18 protein-coding genes are annotated in these 20,270 nt (G+C 74.2%); 10 read left to right on the forward strand and 8 right to left on the reverse strand.

Going from position 1 to position 20,270, the window contains the following annotated elements; all coding sequences use genetic code 11:
- Positions 1 to 26: 26 nt before the first annotated feature.
- Both ITJ40_RS15880 and ITJ40_RS15885 read right to left on the reverse strand, forming a co-directional pair.
- Positions 27 to 2,618: a polynucleotide kinase-phosphatase gene (locus tag ITJ40_RS15880; RefSeq protein ID WP_194667982.1), complete on the reverse strand. Its 2,592-nt coding sequence runs from the start codon at positions 2,616 to 2,618 to the stop codon at positions 27 to 29.
- Positions 2,615 to 4,030: a 3' terminal RNA ribose 2'-O-methyltransferase Hen1 gene (locus ITJ40_RS15885; RefSeq protein ID WP_194667983.1), complete on the reverse strand. Its 1,416-nt coding sequence runs from the start codon at positions 4,028 to 4,030 to the stop codon at positions 2,615 to 2,617. The genes ITJ40_RS15880 and ITJ40_RS15885 overlap by 4 nt, the downstream gene beginning before the upstream one ends.
- Positions 4,031 to 4,184: 154 nt before the next feature.
- On the opposite strand from ITJ40_RS15885, the gene ITJ40_RS15890 reads away from it, so the two are divergent.
- The gene (locus tag ITJ40_RS15890; protein WP_194667984.1) at positions 4,185 to 4,658 is read left to right on the forward strand and encodes a DUF3021 domain-containing protein; all 474 of its coding nucleotides are present in this window, start codon (positions 4,185 to 4,187) and stop codon (positions 4,656 to 4,658) included.
- A gap of 49 nt (positions 4,659 to 4,707) precedes the next feature.
- Here ITJ40_RS15890 and ITJ40_RS15895 read toward each other — a convergent pair whose 3' ends face one another.
- From ITJ40_RS15895 to ITJ40_RS15905, 3 genes are all read right to left on the reverse strand, one after another.
- Positions 4,708 to 5,091, reverse strand: coding sequence for a VOC family protein (locus tag ITJ40_RS15895; RefSeq protein WP_194667985.1), 384 nt, complete (start codon positions 5,089 to 5,091; stop codon positions 4,708 to 4,710).
- A 74-nt stretch (positions 5,092 to 5,165) separates the two neighbouring features.
- A complete protein-coding gene (locus tag ITJ40_RS15900) occupies positions 5,166 to 5,747 on the reverse strand; it encodes an NAD(P)H-dependent oxidoreductase (protein ID WP_194667986.1) in 582 nt (193 codons plus the stop codon).
- A 34-nt stretch (positions 5,748 to 5,781) separates the two neighbouring features.
- Entirely contained in the window at positions 5,782 to 7,263 is a 1,482-nt protein-coding gene (locus ITJ40_RS15905; protein WP_194667987.1) for an NAD(P)/FAD-dependent oxidoreductase, read from the reverse strand.
- 255 nt (positions 7,264 to 7,518) lie between these two features.
- Between ITJ40_RS15905 and ITJ40_RS15910 the strand changes: the two genes are divergently transcribed.
- The 6 genes from ITJ40_RS15910 to ITJ40_RS15935 all read left to right on the forward strand — a co-directional run bounded on the left by ITJ40_RS15910 (position 7,519) and on the right by ITJ40_RS15935 (position 14,120).
- The gene (locus ITJ40_RS15910) at positions 7,519 to 8,670 is read left to right on the forward strand and encodes a bifunctional 2-methylcitrate synthase/citrate synthase (protein WP_194667988.1); all 1,152 of its coding nucleotides are present in this window, start codon (positions 7,519 to 7,521) and stop codon (positions 8,668 to 8,670) included.
- A gap of 72 nt (positions 8,671 to 8,742) precedes the next feature.
- Positions 8,743 to 10,320, forward strand: coding sequence for a methionine--tRNA ligase (metG, locus tag ITJ40_RS15915; protein ID WP_194667989.1), 1,578 nt, complete (start codon positions 8,743 to 8,745; stop codon positions 10,318 to 10,320).
- A 71-nt stretch (positions 10,321 to 10,391) separates the two neighbouring features.
- Entirely contained in the window at positions 10,392 to 11,342 is a 951-nt protein-coding gene (locus ITJ40_RS15920) for a TatD family hydrolase (RefSeq protein WP_194667990.1), read from the forward strand.
- Entirely contained in the window at positions 11,339 to 12,265 is a 927-nt protein-coding gene (gene rsmA, locus ITJ40_RS15925; protein ID WP_194667991.1) for a 16S rRNA (adenine(1518)-N(6)/adenine(1519)-N(6))-dimethyltransferase RsmA, read from the forward strand. Before ITJ40_RS15920 ends, rsmA begins: the two co-directional genes overlap by 4 nt.
- Before the next feature lie 10 nt (positions 12,266 to 12,275).
- Positions 12,276 to 13,214, forward strand: coding sequence for a 4-(cytidine 5'-diphospho)-2-C-methyl-D-erythritol kinase (locus tag ITJ40_RS15930; RefSeq protein WP_194667992.1), 939 nt, complete (start codon positions 12,276 to 12,278; stop codon positions 13,212 to 13,214).
- A gap of 18 nt (positions 13,215 to 13,232) precedes the next feature.
- On the forward strand, positions 13,233 to 14,120 hold the full coding sequence (locus ITJ40_RS15935) for a DMT family transporter (protein ID WP_194667993.1): 888 nt from the start codon (positions 13,233 to 13,235) through the stop codon (positions 14,118 to 14,120).
- Here ITJ40_RS15935 and ITJ40_RS15940 read toward each other — a convergent pair.
- Together ITJ40_RS15940 and ITJ40_RS15945 are read right to left on the reverse strand one after the other, a co-directional pair.
- A complete protein-coding gene (locus tag ITJ40_RS15940) occupies positions 14,117 to 14,536 on the reverse strand; it encodes a hypothetical protein (RefSeq protein WP_194667994.1) in 420 nt (139 codons plus the stop codon). The genes ITJ40_RS15935 and ITJ40_RS15940 overlap by 4 nt on opposite strands.
- 31 nt (positions 14,537 to 14,567) lie before the next feature.
- The gene (locus tag ITJ40_RS15945; protein ID WP_194667995.1) at positions 14,568 to 15,071 is read right to left on the reverse strand and encodes a CGNR zinc finger domain-containing protein; all 504 of its coding nucleotides are present in this window, start codon (positions 15,069 to 15,071) and stop codon (positions 14,568 to 14,570) included.
- Positions 15,072 to 15,158: 87 nt separating this feature from the next.
- Here ITJ40_RS15945 and ITJ40_RS15950 point away from each other — a divergent pair, with 87 nt between their 5' ends.
- A complete protein-coding gene (locus tag ITJ40_RS15950; RefSeq protein WP_194667996.1) occupies positions 15,159 to 16,055 on the forward strand; it encodes an alpha/beta fold hydrolase in 897 nt (298 codons plus the stop codon).
- On the opposite strand, the gene ITJ40_RS15955 is transcribed toward ITJ40_RS15950, so the two are convergent.
- Positions 16,031 to 17,737, reverse strand: a complete 1,707-nt coding sequence (locus tag ITJ40_RS15955) for a hypothetical protein (RefSeq protein ID WP_194667997.1) — start codon at positions 17,735 to 17,737, stop codon at positions 16,031 to 16,033. The genes ITJ40_RS15950 and ITJ40_RS15955 overlap by 25 nt on opposite strands.
- On the opposite strand from ITJ40_RS15955, the gene ITJ40_RS15960 reads away from it, so the two are divergent.
- Complete coding sequence (locus ITJ40_RS15960; protein ID WP_194667998.1) at positions 17,736 to 18,923, forward strand: ThiF family adenylyltransferase; 1,188 nt, start codon at positions 17,736 to 17,738, stop codon at positions 18,921 to 18,923. The genes ITJ40_RS15955 and ITJ40_RS15960 overlap by 2 nt on opposite strands.
- Positions 18,920 to 20,221, forward strand: coding sequence for a nucleotidyltransferase domain-containing protein (locus tag ITJ40_RS15965; protein WP_228512630.1), 1,302 nt, complete (start codon positions 18,920 to 18,922; stop codon positions 20,219 to 20,221). Before ITJ40_RS15960 ends, ITJ40_RS15965 begins: the two co-directional genes overlap by 4 nt.
- Positions 20,222 to 20,270 lie beyond the last annotated feature (49 nt).

The following is a 20,270-nucleotide window of genomic DNA, read 5'->3' on the forward strand; positions in this document are numbered from 1 at the left end:
CCCCGAGCGTCCACACACGGCGGGGATCACAGCCGCGGATCCACCGCCTCGGACTCCATCGCGAGCACGCCGAAGACCGCCTGGTGCACGCGCCACGTCGGCTCGCCCGCGACGAACCGCTCGACCGCCTCGACGCCGAGCGCGTACTCGCGGAGGGCCATCGACCGCTTGTGGCCCACGTCGCGGTCGCGGAGGCGATGCAGGTTCGCGGGCTCCGTGTAGTCGGGGCCGTAGACGATGCGGAGGTACTCGCGTCCGCGCACCTTGATGCCCGGCTGCGCGAGCGCCTTCCGCCCCCGGACGAGACCCGCGACGGGCTTCACGACCATGCCCTCGCCGCCCTGGTCCGTCAGCTCCTGCCACCAGCGCGTGGCGGCCGCCTCCGACTCCGGGTCGGCGAGGTCGACGGCGATCGAGCGGGTCGGCACGACGAGGCCCGGATCCGCGTCGGCCAGCCGCCCCGCCAGCGCCAGGTGCCAGGAGTGCTCGCGCGCCAGGTGCGTCGCGCCCTCGGTGGCGAGGAGCTGGAACGGCGCGAGGCGCACGTCGTCGAGGCCGTCGTACGGCGCGGCGTGGCGCCGGTATGCGGCGACATACGCCTCCGCGTCGGCGGCCCGGGCGCGCGTGCGCGCGAGGAGGTCGGCGACGTCGATGCCGGACCCGGCGGCCTGCTCGAGCGCGCGGACGGCGGCGGGCAGCGCGGCCGTGGCGGCGGCGCCGACGGACGCGTACTGGTCGCGGATCAGCGGCCCGGCCTTCACCGACCACGGCAGCAGCTCGGCGTCGAGGAGCAGCCACGACGTGTCGAGCTCCGCCCAGAGGCCGGCCTCGTCCGCCGCGGCGTCGAGCCGGGCGAGCAGCGCGTCCGAGTCCGCGGTGTCGAAGAACGGGCGGCCGGTGCGCGTGTGCACGACGCCGCGCCAGCCCGCGGGCGCGTCGAAGCGGGCGGGGTCGCGGGTGAGGAGCACGACCGCGCGGGATCCCATGTGCTTCTCCTCGCAGATCACCCGCTCGAGCCCGTCGCGCCGGTACGCCTCGAAGGCCTCCGCCGGGTGCTCGAGCACGTCGTCGTGGCCGGACGACGCGGGCGGGCTCATCGTCGGCGGCAGGTAGAGGAGGTGCCGGGGGTCGATGGCGAAGCGGCTCATGGTCTCGAGGGCGCCGGCGGCGGCGTCCTCGCGGATCCCGACCCGGCCGAAGGCGCGCGTCTCCACCACCTGCTTGCCGAGCACGTCGTCGATGCGGAGGAGGCCGGGGTCGCGCACGTCGTCCGCCGCGGATCCGTCAGCGGATGCGGCGGCGGCCGACGTGTACCGGCGCCCCAGCGGCATGGTCGGCTCCGACCAGACGCGCTCGGCGGGCACGGCGACGACCTCGCGCTCGGGCCAGCGGAGGGCGGTGAGCTCGCCGCCGAACACGCATCCGGTGTCGAGGCACATGGTGCCGTTGACCCACTCGGTGCCGACGCCGGCGACGTGCCCGTAGAGGACCGTCGCGGATCCGCGGTAGTCGAGCGCCCAGTCGCGACGCACGGGCAGGCCGTGTTCATCCGTCTCGCCCATGGTGGCGTCGCCCCAGAGCGCGAAGGCGCGCACGCGGCCGGACGCGCGGCCCTGGTACGCCTCGATCAGGCCCGCGTGCGCGACGACGAGGTCGCCCCCGTCGAGCACCAGGTGCGAGACGAGCTCGCGGCAGAAGCGCTCGACGTCCGCGCGGAACGCCTCGTCCTCCTCGGCGAGCTGCGCCAGCGACTCGGCCAGGCCGTACGCGACCCGCACCTTCTTCCCCTGCAGCGCCTTCACGAGCTTGTCCTCGTGGTTGCCCGGGACCGCGAAGGCGTGGCCGGCGCGCACCATCCCCATCACGAGGCGGAGCACGCCCGGGGTGTCGGGTCCGCGATCCACGAGGTCGCCGAGGAACACCGCGCGGCGGCCCGCGGGGTGCGCGGCGTCAACGGGTCGGCCCCGCTCGTCGCGCCGGATCTCGTAGCCCAGCTCCCGGAGCAGCGTCTCGAGCTCCGCGCGGCAGCCGTGCACGTCGCCGATCGCGTCGAAGGGCCCGCGCTCATGCCGGAGGTCGTTGAGCAGGGGCGCGACGGTGAAGCGCGCGGCGGCGATCTCGTCCACGCCGCGGAGCACGTGCACCTTCCGGAAGCCCTCGCGGCCGAGGCCCTTCAGCGAGCGCTGCAGCTGGTCGTGCTGCCGCTTCACGACGGACGCGCCGAACGTGCGATCCGTGCGGGCGGCGTTCCGCTCCACGCACACACCCACCGGCACGTCGAGCACGATCGCGACCGGCAGCACGTCGTGGTCGCGGGCGAGCTGCACGAGGGACCGGCGCGACTCGGGCTGCACGTTGGTGGCGTCGATCACGGTCATCAGGCCCCGGCGGAGGCGGTGCGCGGCGACGTGCCGGAGCGCCTCGAACGCGGCGGATGTGGCGTTCTGGTCGTTCTCGTCGTTCGAGACGAGGCCGCGGAAGGCGTCGCTCGAGAGCACCTCGTAGGGGCCGAAGTGGGTGCGGGCGAAGGTGGACTTGCCGGATCCGCTCGCGCCGACGAGCAGCACGAGCGACATGCGGGGGAGGGGGAGCGCCGCGGGGGCGGTGGCGTCGGTCATCGCGTGGCCTTCCGGAAGAGCGCGAGCTGGGTGGGGGCGCCGTGGACGGGATCCGCATCGCCGACGGGCCGGATCTCCACGCGGTAGCCGAAGCGGTCGGCGACGCGCGCGGCCCAGGCGGCGAACTCCGCGCGGGTCCACTCGAAGCGGTGGTCGGGGTGCCGGAGCGCCCCGGCCGCGAGGCCCGGGTACAGCGCGTTGTGCTCGGCGTTCGGGGTCGTGACGACCACGGTGGCGGGGGACGCGGATCCGAACACGGACGCCTCGAGGGCCGCGTGCCGGTCGGGATCCACGTGCTCGATCACCTCCATGAGCACGACGGCGTCGAGGCCGGCGAGGCGCGGGTCCTCGTAGGTCGCGGACGACTGCAGCAGCCGGATCCGCTCGCGCACCCGGTCGCTCGCGTCGCGGAGGTCGAGGCGCCGGGCGGCCGCCTCCAGGTCGGACGAGGAGACGTCGGTGCCGATGATGCGCGTGAACGCCGCATCCGCCATCAGGTGCGCGAGCAGCGCCCCCGAGCCGCAGCCCACGTCGGCCACCGTGCGGGCGCCCACCTCCGTGAGCACCGCGTGCACGGTCTCGGCGCGCAGGCGGGCGAGCGAGGGGGAGCGCGGCGCGGGGAGCGCGGGGCCGGCGGGGGCGGCCGCGGCGGCAGCGGTCTCGGCGGCCGCGCCGGATCCCGCGTCGAGCCGCTCGCCCGCCTCGCCCACGAGGTCGCGCTGGTGCGCGAGGTACCGCCGGGTGATGAGGTCGCGCGCCGGGTGCTCGGCCAGCCACCCCTCGCCGGCGCGCAGGAGCTTGCCCACCTCGTCCTCGGAGACCCAGTAGTGCTTGCCGTCGTCGAGCACGGGCAGCAGCACGTAGAGGTGGCGGAGCGCGTCGGCGATGCGGACGTCGCCGGTGAGCACGAGGTCGACGTACAGGGAGTCGCCCCACCCGGGGAACGCGGGATCCAGGGGCACGGGCGTCGCCTCGACCCGCCAGCCGAGGGGCGCGAACAGGTCGCGCACGAGGTCGGGACCGCCGCGCGCGGGGAGGGCCGCGACGGTGATCGTCAGCGGGAGGGCGCTCGCCGCGAGGTCGGGGAAGCTGTCGCTGCGGCCGCCCATCGCCGTGCGGAACACGTGCCCGAGCGCGACGGCGAGCATCGACGAGGAGGCGTACGGCCGGTCGTTCACGTAGTGGGTGATGCTCGCGGCGCCCGCGCTCCGGAACCGCGTGGAGCGGACGAGCCCGATGGGATCCACCTCGAGGAGCAGCGCGACCGTGCAGCGCTCGTCGGTCGCCTCCGGGTAGAGGACGTGCGCGACGCCCACCGGGAGGGCGAAGGACTGCGCCTTCGCCGGGTGCTTGCGGAGCAGGTGGCTGAGGTCGGACGCCGACGGCGCGGTCGAGGTGAGGGTGATGAGCACGGTGGTCTCTCTCGTGGGGGATGCGACCCGGTGCGGAGGCCTGGGGCCACCGTAGCGATCGGGGGGTCCCCGCGGGGGCGCGCGACACGGCCCCCTCATCGGGGGTTCCCTCCGGCGTCGCGCGCGTGGTCGACTGGGTGGGGGACGAGGAGCCATGCGACCAGCACCGAGACCGGCACCGGCATCAGCGCCGGCCGAGAGCCCCGCGGGCGCGCCCGCCGCGCGCCGCCGACCGCGCCTGCTCCTCCGTGCCGCGCTCCTCGGCGGGATCCCGCTCGTGGTCATGTCGGCGATCGGCGCGTCCCTGCTCGCCGCCGGCCAGATCGCGGACGGCCGCTCCACCCTCGCGGTCGGCGTCATCGTCGCGGCGACCGCCGCCGGCTCGCTCCTCTACCAGGTGGACCGCTGGAGCGTCACCCGGGCATCCGTCACGCACTTCGCGCTCATGCTCGTCACCGTGCTCCCGGCGCTCCTGCTCAGCGGCTGGTTCCCGACGGACACCGCGGGAGGCGTGCTCGCGGTCGTCGGGATCTTCCTCGCCACGGGCCTCGTGCTCTGGACGACGCTGTACCTCGTGATGACGGCGGTCGAGCGGCGTCGCGCGGCACGGTCGGCGTCGCGCGCCTAGGTGTCCGGGGATCCGGACGCCGGTTGCCGCCCGCCCGTCGCGCTCGGCCTCAGCGGCTGATGCCGGCGTCCTCCGCCGACGTGGCGAGGACGCAGAACTCGTTGCCCTCCGGATCGCCGAGCACCGCCCATCCGTCGGTCTCGCGGCGGTCGTCCACCATGCTCGCCCCGAGCGCGAGGATCCTCGCCACCTCGGCATCGCGCGTCGTGCCGGCGGGCCGGAGGCACATGTGCATGCGGTTCTTCACCGACTTCGGCTCTGGGACCCGGATGAACTCCAGCCACCGTCCGCCCGGGCCGCGGAGCTCGGCCTCGTCGTCCTCCATCGTCCCCGCGGGCACGATCTCGAAGTCGTCGAGCACCTGCGCCCACCAGAGCGCCTGGGCGCGGGGGTCGACGGCGTCGATGCAGAAGTTGGCGGTGCGGGAGGCCATGTCGGCACTGTACCGACGGCCGCGGACGACGGCGGGTCTCCCGGCGGGATGAACAGGGCCGGAGGCCCGCGGGATCAGCCGACCGCCGCCACCACCTCCGCGACGGCCCGATCCACCTCGGCGCCCACGGCGTCGCGGTCGCCCGACTCCGAGTCGTGCACGAACGCCAGGGCGCCGTGGCGGGCGCCGCAGTAGTCGAGGATCCCGTGGCCGATCTGCGTCTGGAACGACGCGAGGTAGCCGTGCCGGGCGAACGACGCGCGGCCGAAGCCGGCGACGGGCAGGAGGTGCACGGTGAGGCGCTCGAGGTGCGTGTGCACGCGCCCGTCGTCGTCGATGTCGAACGCCCACCCGCCGATGAAGGTCCGGTCGATCCAGCCCTTGAGGAGCGCCGGCATCGACCACCACCACACGGGGAAGACGAGCACGACGTGGTCCACGGCGTCGAGGCGCGCCTGCTCGGCGAGGACGTCCGCGGGCGCGGGGCCGCCGGCGTAGGCGGCCCGGTCGGCCATGCCGAACACCGGGTCGAAGCCCTCCTGGGCGAGGTGCGCGACCTCCGTCCGGTCGGCCCCGAGCTCGGCGACGAGCCGGCGGGCGACGTGGTGGGTGAGGGAGTCGGGATCGGGATGGGCCGTGACGATGAGCGCGGTCATGCCTCCATCCGATCACGCCCGCCCGGGCAGCGCCTCAGTCGAGCTCGCCCTCCCGGTCGTCCTCCTGCAGCAGGCGCCGGGCCGCGATCCCGATGATCGCGCTGTACGTCGGGTACGCGAACCGCACGTGCGCGAGTGTGGCGACGTCGACGCCCGCGGCCATCGCGGTGGTGACCGACTGGATCACCTCGACCGCGTTCTCGCCCACGGCGTGCGCGCCGAGGATGAGCTCGCGGCGTCGGTCGGCGATGAGGAGGAGGAAGCCGGCCTCGCGGTCGTCGATCACGGCCCGGTCGACCTCGGCGAACGGCACCCGCGCGACCACGCACGCGCCGTCGCGCTCGCGCGCCTCCGCCTGGGTGAGGCCGACGCCCGCGTAGTCGGGGTCGGTGAAGCCGCCGGCCGGGAGGAGCTGCAGCGGGATCCGCCTGTTGACGCCGAGCACCGCGTTCTCGGCCGCGGCCTCGCCCTCGGACTGCGCGGCCTGCACGAGCATGTCCTTGCCGTTCGCGTCGCCCACCGCGAGGATGTGCGGCACGCGCGTGCGGAGGTACCGGTCGACGGGGATCGCCGAGCGCGACACCTCGACGCCCGCGTGCTCGAGCCCCAGATCCTCGACGTCGGCGGGCCAGCCGGTGGCCATGATCACGGCGTCGAAGCTGGAGGACTGCGGGCGGTCGCCCGCGCGCCAGAGCAGGGTGATGGACCCGTCGCCCGTCTTCGTGAGGCCCGTCACGGTGTCGATGCCGGTGCGCACGCGCACGCCCTGCGCGGTGAACGCGTCGGCGACGGCCTCCGAGATCGCCTCGTCGGACGCCGTCAGCACGCGCGGCGCGACGTCGAGCAGCGTGACCTCGGATCCGAACGAGCGGAACACCGTGACGAGCTGCGCGCCCGTGTTGCCCGCGCCGATGACGGCGAGGCGGCGGGGGATCCCCGGCAGCGCGAGCACGCCCTCGGGCACGGTCGCGAGCTCGGCGCCGGGCACGGGCAGGCGGCGCGAGTGGCCGCCGACGCAGACGATGATCGAGCCCGCGGTGATCCGCCGGCCGCTGTCGAGCACGAGCGTGCGGTCGTCGACGAAGCGCGCGCGGCCCTCGTGGATCAGCGTCACGCCCGCCGCCTCGAAGCGCGCCGCCTCATCCTTGAGCGAGCGCACGCGGTCGACCTGCGCGTGCACGCGCGCCACGATCGACGGCCAGTGCGGCGCAGGCTCGCCCACGCCGATCCCGTTCTCGCCGGCGGAGCGCACCTCGCGCACGAGCCGCGCGGTCTTCGCGAGCACGCGCGTGGGCACGCACCCGGTGTTGACGCACGTGCCGCCGACGCGGCCGGCCTCGAGCACCACGACGGACGCGCCCAGCTCGGCGGCGCGGAGGGCGGCGGCCGTGCCCGCGGGGCCGGCGCCGATGACGGCGACGTCGTAGCGGTCGGGCCCGGTCGCGGCGTCGGACTGCGCGTCGGCCGCGGCCTGGGCCTCTGCGGCGGGATCGGCGTGGTCGGTGCTCTCGGGCATGGCGTCCTCCGGGTCGGCGCGGCTGCGCGGGCGGCGCCTCGGGTGCGCCTGATCGAGAGGCTACCGAGCGGATCCACCGGCGGCCCGTGTGCGGAGGCTCTCGTCATCGCGCGGTCGCCCGCGCCTCCTCCCCAGCCCGCCGCCGCGCGTCCACCGCATCGACGTCCGCGGACCTCGCCCCCGCGCCGCCCGCCCCGATACAGTGACGAACGCACCCCGAGGCGACCCGATCCGCCCGACCGACACGGGTGCGGCATGCCGCGAAGGAGCATCATGGCCGACATCCGCAAGGGCCTCGCCGGGGTCGTCGTCGACACGACCCGCATCAGCAAGGTCGAGCCGGCCACCAACTCCCTCCTCTACCGCGGGTACCCCGTGCAGGAGCTCGCCGCGCACTGCTCCTTCGAGCAGGTCGCGTACCTCCTCTGGCACGGCGAGCTGCCCACCGACGAGGAGCTCGCGCACTTCGAGAACCAGGAGCGCGCCGAGCGGCGGCCGTCCGACGCGGTGCTGCGGATCGTCGACGCGCTGCCCGTCGACGCGCACCCCATGGACGTGCTGCGCACCGCCGTCAGCGCGATCGGCGCCGCGGATCCGACGCCCGACGACCACTCGGTTGCGGCCGACCTCGAGCGGTCCGTGCGGCTGCTCGCGCAGATCCCCGTGCTCATCGCGTACGACCAGCGCCGCCGCCAGGGCCTCGCGCCCGTCGAGCCCCGGGACGACCTCGGCCTCGCCGAGAACCTCCTCCTCATGGTGCACGGCGAGCGCCCCACGGAGGCCGACACGAAGGCCATGGAGGTGTCGCTGATCCTCTACGCCGAGCACTCCTTCAACGCCTCCACCTTCACGGCCCGGGTCATCACCTCCACCCTCGCCGACCTGCACTCCGCGGTCACGGGCGCCATCGGCGCGCTCAAGGGCCCGCTGCACGGCGGCGCCAACGAGGCCGTGCTCGAGACGCTCGACGAGATCGGCGACGCGTCGCGCGTGGAGGCGTGGCTCGACGAGGCGCTCGCCGCCAAGCGCAAGGTCATGGGCTTCGGCCACCGCGTCTACCGCGCGGGCGACTCGCGCGTGCCCACCATGAAGGCGGCGCTCGACGACCTCGTCGCCGCGCGCGTGGCCGGCGGCGGCCCCACGGGGGAGTCCGCCACCCGCACCATGGAGCTGTACGACGCGCTCGAGCGCGGCATGGCGGCGCGCACCGGGATCCTGCCGAACCTCGACTACCCGTCCGGCCCCGCGTACGCGCTCCTCGGCTTCGAGACCCGCGCCTTCACGCCGCTGTTCGTCGCCGCGCGCGTGGTCGGCTGGACCGCGCACATCGTGGAGCAGCGCGCGTCGAACTCGCTCATCCGGCCGCTCTCCGAGTACGACGGCCCGGCGGAGCGCCACCTGTCCTAGGACGGAGCGCGGCCCCGTCGAGCCCCCGTCACACGGCCGGGAGCGCTCCCGCCGATCGTTAGGATGGAGCCCATGTCCCGCGGCGAGCCCTTCTACATCACCACGCCGATCTTCTACGTGAACGACGTCCCGCACATCGGGCACGCGTACACCGAGGTCGCCGCCGACGTGCTCGCCCGCTGGCACCGCCAGCGCGGCGACGACACCTGGTTCCTCACGGGCACCGACGAGCACGGGCAGAAGATCCTCCGCACGGCGACGGCGCACGACACGACCCCGCAGGCCTGGGCCGACCGCCTCGTCACCGAGAGCTGGCAGCCGCTGCTCGAGGCCGTGGACATCTCCAACGACGACTTCATCCGCACCACGGACGCCCGCCACGAGGAGAGCGTCAAGATCTTCCTGCAGCGCCTCCACGACGCCGGGTTCATCTACACGGGTGAGTACAAGGGCTACTACTGCGTCGGCTGCGAGGAGTACAAGCAGCCCTCCGACCTCCTCGAGGGCACGGGCCCGTTCGAGGGCCAGCTGGTGTGCGCCATCCACTCCAAGCCCGTCGAGCTGCTGGAGGAGAAGAACTACTTCTTCCGCATGAGCGACTTCGGCGAGCGGCTCCTCGCGTTCTACGAGGAGCGTCCCGACTTCATCCAGCCCGAGAGCGCGCGCAACGAGATCCTGTCGTTCGTGCGTCGCGGCCTCGAGGACCTCTCGATCTCGCGCTCCAGCTTCGACTGGGGCATCCCCATCCCCTGGGACGAGAGCCACGTCGTGTACGTGTGGTTCGAGGCGCTGATGAACTACGTCACGGCCATCGGCTACGGCGTGGATGACGACGCGTTCCGCCGCCGCTGGCCCGCCACCCACCTCGTGGGCAAGGACATCCTCCGCTTCCACGCGGTCATCTGGCCGGCCATGCTCATGGCGCTCGGCGAGGAGCCGCCCCGCCGCGTCTTCGGCCACGGCTGGCTGCTCGTCGGCGGCGAGAAGATGTCGAAGTCGAAGCTCACGGGCATCGTGCCGCAGACCATCACCGACACCTTCGGCATCGACGCGTTCCGCTACCACTTCATGCGCTCCATCGCGTTCGGGCAGGACGGATCCTTCAGCTGGGAGGACCTGTCGGCGCGCTACCAGGCGGAGCTCGCCAACGGCTTCGGCAACCTCTCCTCCCGCGTGATCGCCATGGTCGGCCGCTACTTCGACGGCCGGATCCCCGCGGCGAACGCGCTCACCGAGGCCGACGAGCGCGTGCTCGCCGTCGCGCGCGCCGCCGCATCCACCGCCGACGAGGCCATCGACCGGCTCGCGATCCACGAGGCGCTCGCCGCCGTGTGGACCCTGGTCGACGAGCTCAACGGCTACATCACGAGCCAGGAGCCGTGGGCCCTCGCGAAGAACGACGAGGACCGCGCGCGCCTCGAGACCGTGCTGCACACCGCGGTCCGCGGGCTCGGCACGCTCGCCGTGCTGCTCGCGCCCGTGCTGCCCGGCGCCACCACGAAGCTCTGGACCGCGCTCGGCGGCACCGGCACGGTCGGCGCCCAGCGCATCGACCTGGCGGACGAGTGGACCGGATCCGGCACGGTCACCCCGCTCGACGCCCCGCTGTTCCCGCGCATCGAGCAGGAGCAGGCGACCGCCTCCGCCTGACGCCCGCCGCCTGATCCGCGACCGCCGCGCCCCGCCGGGCACGGCACCCGCCCGTCGGTAGAGTGAGCGCGATGTCCGACTCCAACTACGTGCGCCAGCGCGACACCTCCGCGGCCCACGGCCAGACGCGCGACCTCACGTACCCGCCGCTGCCCGAGGCGCTCACGGTCCCCGTCTACGACAACCACACGCACCTCGAGATCGCGGACGGCGAGTCGCCCATCGACTTCACCGAGCACCTCGACCGCGCGAGCTCGGTCGGCGTCCGCGGCGTGATCCAGGTCGGCGGCGACCTCGAGACCTCCCGCTGGTCGGCGGAGACCGCGGCGCACGAGCCGCGCATGCTCGCGGCCGTCGCGATCCACCCGAACGAGGCCCCGGCGTACGAGGAGGCGGGCACGCTCGACGACGCGCTCGCCGAGATCCACGAGCTCGCCGGGCGCCCGCGCGTGCGCGCCGTCGGCGAGACCGGCCTCGACTTCTTCCGCACGGGTGAGGACGGCCGCGCGGCCCAGCAGCGCTCGTTCGAGGAGCACATCCGCATCGCCAAGGAGCGCGGCATCGCCCTCCAGATCCACGACCGCGACGCGCACGACGAGGTCGTCGCCACGCTGCTGCGCGTCGGCGCCCCCGAGCGCACGGTCTTCCACTGCTTCTCCGGCGACGAGGACCTCGCCCGGATCTGCGCCGAGAACGGCTGGTACATGTCGTTCTCCGGCACGGTCACCTTCAAGAACGCGGGAGACCTCCGCGAGGCCCTCGCCTTCGCGCCGCGCTCGCTGCTGCTCGTCGAGACGGACGCGCCGTTCCTCACGCCCGTGCCGTTCCGCGGCCGGCCGAACGCGCCCTACCTCATCCCGCACACGCTCCGCGCGATGGCCGCGCACCTCGGCACCGACGTGTCGATGCTCGCCGCGCAGATCTCCTCCAACACCGAGCTGGTCTACGGGCGCTGGGACGACGAGCCCGTGACGTCGCCCGCCAAGGACCCCGCCGAGCTCGACCCGGCGGACCGCGCGTGAGCGACGAGACGGCGTCCGGCGCTCCTGCCGCCGCGCCCGCGCCCGCGCCCGCGCCGACGCTCCTCGGCCCCGCCGAGATCCGCGACCTCGCCGAGCTGCTCGGCGTCGCGCCCACCAAGAAGCTCGGCCAGAACTTCGTCATCGACGCGAACACCGTGCGCCGCATCGTGCGGGTCGCCCGCGTCGAGGCCGGCACGCACGTGGTGGAGGTCGGTCCCGGCCTCGGATCCCTCACGCTCGGCCTCCTCGAGACCGGCGCGAGCGTCGTCGCGGTGGAGATCGACGGCCGGCTCGCCGAGCAGCTGCCGATCACGGTGCGCCTCTACCAACCGGAGGCCGCGCTCACCGTCGTGCACGAGGACGCGCTCCGGGTCGCCGAGCTGCCCGGGGATCCCACCGCGCTCGTCGCGAACCTGCCCTACAACGTGTCCGTCCCCGTGCTACTGCACCTGCTCGAGCACTTCCCCGCGATCCGCACGGGCGTCGTCATGGTGCAGGCCGAGGTGGGGCACCGCATCGCCGCCGGGCCCGGATCCAAGGTGTACGGATCCCCGAGCGTCAAGGCCGCCTGGTACGGCGCGTGGCGCACGGCCGGCCAGGTCAGCCGCCAGGTGTTCTGGCCGGTGCCGAACGTCGACTCCGTGCTCGTCGCGTTCGAGCGGCACGCGGAGCCGTTCGCCTCGGAGGAGCTGCGCACGCGCACCTTCCGGATCGTCGACGCGGCCTTCCAGCAGCGCCGCAAGATGCTCCGCCAGGCGCTCGCCGAGCTGCTCGGCGGGAGCGAGGCCGCATCGGGCCTCCTCGAGGCCGGAGGGGTCGCCCCCACTTCGCGGGGCGAGGAGCTGAGCGTCCACGACTACCTCCGCATAGCCCGTGCCTGGGCCGATCGGGAGGGTGACGGAGAGGCTCCCAGCCTCCGCTAGGTTGGAGCACATGACCTCCGCGGCCACCAGCTCTGACGTGGTGCACGCGCGGGCCCCGGGCAAGATCAACGTCTCCCTCACGGTGGGCGCCCTCCAGGAGGACGGCTACCACGACGTCGCCACGGCGTACCAGGCGGTGAGCCTCTACGAGGACGTGTACGCCACCCGCTCGGACGGCTTCTCGGTCGAGTTCGGCGGATCCATCGACACGTCGCACCTCACCACCGGCGCCGACAACCTCGCCGTCCGCGCCGCGCGCCTCCTCGCCCGGAGCACCGGCTACCGCGGCGGCGTGCACCTGCGCATCGAGAAGGACGTGCCCATCGCGGGCGGCATGGGCGGCGGATCCGCGGACGCCGCGGCCACCCTCCTCGCCTGCGACACCCTGTGGGGCACCGAGCGCACGCGCGACCAGCTGCTCGCCCTCGGCGCGGAGCTCGGCGCCGACGTGCCGTTCGCGCTCGCCGGCGGCACCGCCATCGGCACGGGCCGCGGCGACCGGCTGAGCCCCGCGCTCGCCAAGGGCACCTTCCAGTGGGTGCTCGCGATCGCCGAGTTCGGCGTCTCCACGCCCGACGTCTACGGCGAGCTCGACCGGCACCGCGAGCGCCACGCGCAGGACATCTTCCCGGCGCAGCAGATCCCGCAGGTCGACTCGGGCGTGCTGCAGGCGCTGCGGGCGGGGGATCCGCACATGCTCGCCGAGGTCCTCCACAACGACCTCCAGGCGCCGGCGCTCCACCTCGCGCCCGGCCTCGGCGAGGTGCTGCAGCTCGGCGAGGAGAACGGCGCGCTCGCGGGCATCGTCTCGGGATCCGGCCCCACGGTCGCGTTCCTCGCGGCGGACCTCGACAGCGCGCTCGAGCTGCAGATCGCGCTGAGCGCCGCCCGCCTGCAGGTCATCCGGGCCACCGGGCCCGTGCACGGCGCGCGCATCATCACCGGCTGACCCGGCCCGCTCCGCCCCATGCGCACGATGCTGCCCCGCGCCGTCCGGCCGTCCCGCCCCGAGTGGGCGCTGATGGGCATCACGGCCATCTGGGGCGGCACGTTCCTCGCGGTGCACGTGGCGATGGAGCACAGCGGGCCGCTGTTCTTCGTCGGGCTCCGGTTCCTCGCGGCGGGGCTGATCAGCGCGGTCCTGTTCCGCCGGGCCATCCGCGGGATGCGTCGGATCGACCTCGCGGCCGGGTCCGCGATCGGCCTGATGATCTTCCTCGGCTACGGACTCCAGACCTACGGCCTGCAGACGATCCCGAGCAGTACGTCCGCCTTCATCACCGCGCTCTACGTGCCGCTGGTGCCGCTCCTCCAGTGGGCCGCGTTCCGGAGGCGGCCGAGCGCGCTCGCCCTGGCGGGCGTGGCGCTGGCGTTCGTCGGGCTGCTCCTCGTCGCCGGCCCCCAGCAGGGCGTGGCGCTGGGTGCGGGGGAGCTGGCGACGCTCGTGAGCACGCTGCCGATCGCCGCCGAGATCATCCTCATCGGGCTGTTCGCCGGACGCGTGGACGTCGGTCGGGTGACGGTCGTGCAGCTCGTCGTCGCCGGGGCGCTGTCGCTCGCGTGCATGCCCGTCGCCGGCGAGGCGATCCCGGCGTTCTCCGGGGTGTGGCTGGTGGCGGCGCTGGCGCTGGGGGCGAGCAGCTGCCACATCCAGCTCACGATGAACTGGGCCCAGCGCTCGGTCTCGCCGACGCGCGCGACCATCATCTACGCGGGCGAGCCGGTGTGGGCGGGCGTCATCGGCCGGGTCGCGGGGGAGCGGTTGCCCGCGCTCGCCATCCTCGGCGCGGCGTTCATCGTCGCGGGGACGCTGGTCAGCGAGCTGCGTCCGCGGGCGGCGCGGGGGCCCGTCTAGCGCACGGCCCCCGTCGCGCGGAGGTGGCGGATCAGGTCGGCCGGGTCGGCGCACATCGCCTCGAACGCCAGGTACAGCGTCTCGGTGCGGTCGGCCGGGCCCACCGCGACGCAGGGCTTCCCGAGGCCGAACGCGATGCCGGCCTCCATGTGCGCGGCGGCGCCGGCGGGCAGCACGAGCACGAACCGGTCGGCGGCTCGCAGCGCCGCGAGGTCCTGCTCGAACAGGCGCCGGATCCCCGGGTGGTCGAGGTCGGCGTCGTCCGCCCCGCCCGGCGACGCGAAGGCGGCGGCCTCGGCGTCGTAGGAGGTGCGGATGAAGCAGGAGGAGCGCGCGCCGACGTCGTCGAGCGCGTCGAGGACCTCGGCGACCGCATCCCGGTTGCGCCAGCTGCCGGCGATGAAGAACGAGTTCACGCGGCGACCGTACCGCGGGTGCCGGGTCGCCTCAGTCGCGCACGCGCTGCGCGTGGGCGCGGGCCTTCATCCGGTTGCCGCACGTCGCCATGGAGCACCACCTCGCCGTGCCCGGGCGGCTGTGGTCCACGAGGAACAGCTCGCACTCGTCGTTGGCGCACGGGCGGAGGCGGCCGGGCAGGCGGGCGGTGACGGTCGACCAGGCGAGCACGGCGTCCACCGGGATGCGGTCGTCGCGCGGCACGCGGAGCTCCCAGACCACGCCGTCGGCGGTGACGCGCGGCGTGCGCACGGCGCCGTCGACCACGGCCGCGAGCTCTTCGAGGGCGGCGGGCGCAGCGGCATCGCGGCGGATCACGGCGTGAAGAGCATCGCGGGTGCGACGCAGGCGCTCGAGCTCGGCGGCGGTGCCGGTGCCGCCCCAGTCGCGGGCGAGCTGGCGGCCGGATGCGCCGGCGAGCCGGTCCTCGCGCTGCCCGTCGACCACCGGTGCGCTGTTCAGCACGGCCAGCAGCAGCTCCTCGTCGCGGTCCACCTGCTCCTCGATCCTCCGCGCCCGGGTGGCGCGATGGATCCATGCTACCGTCCTGCTACCCACCAAAACAAGCCAAAGGGGTTAGCAATGGTCGCCGTCCACCACCGCACCGTCTCGATCGACGGCCTCGACGTCTTCTGGCGCGAGGCCGGGCCCGCCGACGCCCCCGTGCTCCTGCTCCTGCACGGGTACCCGTCGAGCTCGCACATGTTCCGCCACCTGATCCCGGCGCTCGCGGGCCGCTTCCGCGTCATCGCGCCGGACCACCTCGGGTTCGGGCGCTCGTCCGCGCCGTCCGTCGACGACTTCGACTACACGTTCGCCGCGCTCGCCGAGGTGGCCGCCCGCTTCCTCGCCGCGATCGGCGTCGAGCGATACGCGATCTACGTGCAGGACTACGGCGCCCCGGTCGGCTGGCGCCTGGCGCTCGCCGACCCGACCGCGGTCACGGGCGTCATCACGCAGAACGGCAACGCCTACGAGGAGGGCTTCGTGCCGTCGTTCTGGGACCCGATCTGGGCCGACGCCGCCGAGCGCACCGACGCCACGCGCGACGCCCTCCGGCCGGCGCTCGGACGCGCGGCGGTCGAGTGGCAGTACACGCACGGCGTGCCGGATCCGACGGTCGTGGATCCGGACGCCTGGGAGCACGACCTGGCGCTCCTCGCCCGCCCCGGCCAGGACGACGTGCAGCTCGCGCTCTTCCGCGACTACGCCACCAACCGGGAGCTGTACCCGGCGGTGCACGCCTGGCTCCGGGAGTCCCGGGTGCCGGTGCTCGCGATCTGGGGCCGGGACGACGAGATCTTCGCCGCGGCCGGTGCGGAGGCCTTCCGCCGCGACGCCCTGGACGCGCGCGTGGAGCTCGTCGACGGCGGCCACTTCCTGCTCGAGTCCCACCTCGACGAGGTCGTCGCGGCGATCGGGAAGTGGCACCCCGCGGAGCGAGCCGGGGTGGATCAGCCCGCTGCGACCCGCTCGTAGCGCTCGACGTTCGCGTTCATCACGTGCCAGGCGTCGGTCTTGGCGAAGCCGCGCGGGGTGAGCGCCGCGGCCACGTCGTCCCGGATGTCCTGCTTGTCGCTCGTGACGAGCCAGACGACGTCGGCGCCGTCGACCTCGTCGACCCGGTCGGCCAGCGGGTACGTCTGCTCCCAGAGGCCGTCCGTGTCGCCGGGCGGCGTGCGCAGCAGGATGTCGTCCATGCCGCGGAAGGCGTCCGGGTAGGAGTACGCGACGATGCGCGAGGTCGCCTTGGGGTGGCGGCGGACCGGCCCGAAGATCACGGCCTCGGCGGTGCCGGGCGCCTCCTGCGCGCGCTCCTCGGAGACGATCCGCGCGATGGCCGCCCAGTCGGAGTCGGCCTTCTCGGTGGTGGTGCGGTCGTGCACGATCTGCAGGAGCGAGAGCGCCACGAGCACGGCAGTGACGGCGGCGATGAGCGGCCTCCGCTTGAGCGCGAGGATCCCGACCGCCATGAGCATCGCGAACGCCGGCGCCGTGTACGCCATGTAGCGCGGCGAGTACAGCGGCGACATGAGGGTGGACGCGCCGATGAGCAGCAGCGTGGGGACGACGAACCAGACCACCGCGAGCTGCAGGATCGTCGGCGACCACCCGGCGTGCAGGTACGCGGACTCGAACTCGGCGAGTCCGCCCTCGGGCTCGACCGTCGAGGCCCGGCGGGCGCGCACCAGGCGGATCCCGCGGCGCACCAGCAGCGCGAGGCCGACGAGCGCGAGCGCCCAGGCCAGCACGGCGAAGGCGTCGTTGTCGGCGAAGAGCTGCGTCGAGACGACCTGGAACGGCGTGTTCCACCCGATGGGCTTGATCCACCCGACCTGGCCCGACTGCTCCGTCACCACGCGCACGAGCGGCAGCGACAGGAGCCCGGCCGTGATGGAGGCGAGCGCCCAGCCGAGCAGCGACACGACCATGGGCCGGCGGCTGCGGCGGCCGGCGCGCGCGGAGGCGATGGCCCACAGGATCACGACGCCGTGCGCGCCCACGAGCAGCGCCAGGTACACGAAGGTGGACGCGCCGAGCCACGCGAGCAGCCCGTACAGCGCCCACCACCTGGCCTGCACCTGCCAGCTCGATCCCGCGCGGCGGGCGGCCAGGACGAACGCGACCGTGAGCGCCACCGCGGTGAGGGTGCCGAGCGCGAACGAGCGCCCCTCCGTGCCCATCCACGCCGAGCGGGGGATCACGACGAAGACCAGCCCCGCGACGATGCCCGTGGCGCGCGTGGAGATCGTGCGGGTGAGCAGCACCACGCCCGCGGCGGCCAGGCCGATGAACACCTCGCTCGGGAAGCGCAGCGACGTGGGCGAGTAGCCGACCAGCTCGAACCACACCTTCATGCCCGCGTAGTAGAGGCCGTGGACGGCGTCGACCGTGCTGAGCTCGCGGAGGAGGTCGTCCCAGCCGCGCGTGGCCGAGATGACGGTGGCCGCCTCGTCGTACCAGACGGAGGGCGCGCCGGCGAGGGGGAGCGCGAGCAGGAAGCCGAGGAGGCCGATGAGCCACGCGTCGCCCCAGCGGCGGTGGTGGAAGCGGCCGAGGCCGCCCGCGGGGCGTCCGCCGCGGATCCCGTCGGCGGGCCGTCGTACGCTGGGACCGGTCGACGCGGGTCCGCGTCCGCCGTCCGTACGGAGGTCTGTCATGGGGTCGTCTCTGCCGCTCGTCGATCTGGACGGCACGCACCCCGGGGGGCGGGGCCTCGGTGGTCATGGCTCCGGGCAGGATGCGCACGAGAGACGCGAACGCCACTCCCGGCACCTCGCCCTTCCCGGCATCGGGATGGGGGGTCAGACCCGCATCGACCAGGCACGCGTGCTCGTGATCGGCGCGGGCGGCCTCGGTTCCCCCGTGCTGCAGTACCTGGCCGCGGCGGGGATCGGGACCCTCGGAATCGTAGACGACGATGCTGTGGACCTCTCGAATCTCCAGCGCCAGACCATCCACGGCACGCCCGACGTCGGCCGGCCGAAGACCACGTCAGCGGCCGATTCCGTGCACCGCACCGACCCGGGCATCGAGGTGATCGAGCACGCCGAGCGCCTCACGAACGACAACGCCGTCCGGATCCTCAGCGGATACGACGTGGTCGTCGACGCCACCGACAACTTCGCCACGCGGTACCTCATCAGCGACGCGGCGGCCCTGGTCGGCGTGCCGTGCGTGTGGGGATCCGTGTACCGGTGGGACGCGCAGGTCACCGTCTTCTGGGATGCCGCACCCGACGGCCGCGGCATCGACTACCGCGACGTCTTCCCCGAGCCGCCCGCCGACGGCGCCGTGCTCTCCTGCGAGGAGGCGGGGGTGTTCGGCGCGGTGTGCGGCACCGTCGGCGCGCTCATGGCGACCGAGGTCATCAAGCTCGTCACCGGCGCGGGGACGCCGCTCGTCGGCCGGGTCGTCGTGCTCGACGCGCTCGCCGGCACCAGCCGCACCATCGGCGTGAAGCGCGCGAAGGGCCGCCAGCGGGTCACGGCGCTCGCCGACTACGACCTCTTCTGCGGCGTGGGCGCGGCCACCGACGGCACCGAGCTCGACGCGGAGGAGGTGGAGCGGATCCTCGCCTCGGACGAGAAGGTGGTGCTCCTCGACGTGCGCGAGCCCGACGAGCGCCTCGTCGACTCCATCCCCGGCCACGTCGCGGTGCCGGTCCGCATCGTCACGGTGGATCCGGGTGCGGTGCCCGGCGAGATCACCGACCGCGTCATCGTCTACTGCGCCTCGGGCGTGCGCTCGCGGGCGGCTGCGGCGGCGCTGCGCGAGGCGGGGCGGGATGCGGTGAGCCTCCGCGGCGGGATCCAGTCGTGGCGGAGCGTGGCGGGGCGGGCGTGAGCTCCGGCGACGACCTCGACGCCGGCTCGGCCCTCGGGCTCGACGACGACGCGTTCCTCGAGCACGTCGCCGACGCGCTGGTCTCCGTGCCCGGAGTCCGCGGGGTGGCGCTCGGCGGATCCCGCGCCCAGGGCGTCGCGCGGCCCGACAGCGACTGGGATGTCGCCGTCTACTACCGCGGGTCCTTCGATCCCGACGACCTGCGCGCGCTCGGCTGGCCCGGCGTCCTCAGCCCTCGGGGCGGCTGGGGCCGCATCTTCGACGGCGGCGGCGCGTTGCGCGTCGACGGGCGCACGGTCGACGTGCACTACCGCGACCTCGACGCGATCGAGGCCGTGCACGCGGAGGCGCTCGCCGGCCGCTTCGCCATCGAGACGCTGCTCTTCCACCAGGCGGGCCTGCCGAGCACGATCCTGCTGGCCGAGGTCGGCGTCAACCGCGCCCTCCGCGGCGAGGTGCCGCGGTTCCCGTACCCGCCGGCCCTGCGCGCGTCGGCGCCCGCGGTCTGGTGGCAGCGCGCGGAGCTGACGCTGCACTACGCCCGCGAGGGCCACGCCCGCCACGGCCGGGTCGCGCAGTGCGCGGGTCTCCTCTCCGAGGCGGCGTGCTCCGCGGCGCACGCGATCCTCGCCCACCGCCTCACCGTCGTGCGGAAGCGCCGCGCGGGGACGAGGCTCCAGGACTTCACGAGCGAGGACTGGGCCGAGATCGCGGGCGACTCCGGCAAGGGCTTCCTCACGGGCGGGATCCGTGGCCTCAGCATCTACTCGCTCACCAACTTCACCGCCACCTCCGCCGCGGTCGCCAGTGCCATGGTGACCGCGGCGTTCGGGGTCGCGGAGCAGGCGCACCGGCTCCGCACGGGGGAGATCGCCGAGGTCGAGTTCCTCGAGAACGCCGAGCTCGTATGCCTGGAGGCGGCCGTCGGCGCGCTGTCCTCCTTCGTGGGCCAGGCGCTCATCCCGGTGCCGGTGCTCGGGGCGGTCATCGGGAACACGGTGGGCATGATCATGCACTCGGCCGTCTCGGACGCGCTCTCGCGGCGGGAGGCCGCCCTCATCGAGGGCTACCTGCATGAGCAGCGCGAGCTGGACGAGCGCCTCGCCGCCGAGCACCAGGAGCTGATCGACGAGCTCGACGCGAGCATGGCCACGTTCCTCGCCGTGCTCGAACGGGCCTTCTCTCCAGACGTCGAGGCGGCCCTCCTGGGCTCGGTCGACCTCGCGCGCTCGGTCGGGGTGGAGACGGAGCGGATCCTCGACTCCGAGGAGAAGACCCGCGACTACTTCCTCGGCTGACGGGGATCGGGGCACCTCGCCCCGACGCCAGCGCGCCGTTCACCCCGAG

Source organism: Clavibacter sp. VKM Ac-2872, assembly GCF_015351105.1.
In the GTDB taxonomy this organism is placed as follows: Bacteria; Actinomycetota; Actinomycetes; order Actinomycetales; family Microbacteriaceae; genus Clavibacter.

Coding starts and splice junctions, on each gene's coding strand:
- ITJ40_RS15960 (WP_194667998.1), top strand. CDS start 17,736: ATGGGGTCGTCTCTGCCGCTCGTCGATCTGGACGGCACGCACCCCGGG.
- ITJ40_RS15900 (WP_194667986.1), bottom strand. CDS start 5,747: ATGACCGCGCTCATCGTCACGGCCCATCCCGATCCCGACTCCCTCACC.
- ITJ40_RS15930 (WP_194667992.1), top strand. CDS start 12,276: ATGACCTCCGCGGCCACCAGCTCTGACGTGGTGCACGCGCGGGCCCCG.
- ITJ40_RS15950 (WP_194667996.1), top strand. CDS start 15,159: ATGGTCGCCGTCCACCACCGCACCGTCTCGATCGACGGCCTCGACGTC.
- ITJ40_RS15905 (WP_194667987.1), bottom strand. CDS start 7,263: ATGCCCGAGAGCACCGACCACGCCGATCCCGCCGCAGAGGCCCAGGCC.
- ITJ40_RS15890 (WP_194667984.1), top strand. CDS start 4,185: ATGCGACCAGCACCGAGACCGGCACCGGCATCAGCGCCGGCCGAGAGC.
- ITJ40_RS15955 (WP_194667997.1), bottom strand. CDS start 17,737: ATGACAGACCTCCGTACGGACGGCGGACGCGGACCCGCGTCGACCGGT.
- ITJ40_RS15935 (WP_194667993.1), top strand. CDS start 13,233: ATGCGCACGATGCTGCCCCGCGCCGTCCGGCCGTCCCGCCCCGAGTGG.
- ITJ40_RS15880 (WP_194667982.1), bottom strand. CDS start 2,618: ATGACCGACGCCACCGCCCCCGCGGCGCTCCCCCTCCCCCGCATGTCG.
- ITJ40_RS15920 (WP_194667990.1), top strand. CDS start 10,392: ATGTCCGACTCCAACTACGTGCGCCAGCGCGACACCTCCGCGGCCCAC.
- ITJ40_RS15895 (WP_194667985.1), bottom strand. CDS start 5,091: ATGGCCTCCCGCACCGCCAACTTCTGCATCGACGCCGTCGACCCCCGC.
- metG (WP_194667989.1), top strand. CDS start 8,743: ATGTCCCGCGGCGAGCCCTTCTACATCACCACGCCGATCTTCTACGTG.
- ITJ40_RS15910 (WP_194667988.1), top strand. CDS start 7,519: ATGCCGCGAAGGAGCATCATGGCCGACATCCGCAAGGGCCTCGCCGGG.